1 pseudogene is annotated in these 353 nt (G+C 73.9%); it reads right to left on the reverse strand.

Annotated features, from left to right (window positions below):
* A pseudogene (locus LPN03_RS20765) lies at nt 1–353 on the reverse strand (hypothetical protein); the annotation flags it as partial.

Consider the following 353-nt stretch of genomic DNA (forward strand, 5'->3'; position numbering starts at 1 on the left):
CCGGCGCGGTGGAGCACGGCCAGGGGTTCGGCGGCGTCGCGCGTGTCGGTGCAGACCATGAGCGCAAAGGCGCCCTCGGCCGCCTCGGTGGCGGCGGCCAGGACGGCGGCGTCGGCCATGGTCAGCAGCCCGGTGATGGCGACGAGCGGGCCGCGGCGCCGGGTCTGTACCAGCTTGTCCACGAGGAGTTCGGCCAGCGGGACCTGTGATTCGGTGCGGGATTCACTCCGGGATTCACCGCGGGATTCGGTGCGGACGTGATCACTCGCCACCTTGGCGGCCGTCCGTGCGCGCGGCCCCCGGGCTGTCAGTTCCACCGCGGCCAGCGACTGCGCCACGGCCAGCGAGCCCGA

Origin of the sequence: Arthrobacter sp. A2-55, assembly GCF_025548615.1 — a bacterium.
In the GTDB taxonomy this organism is placed as follows: Bacteria; Actinomycetota; Actinomycetes; order Actinomycetales; family Micrococcaceae; genus Specibacter; species Specibacter silviterrae.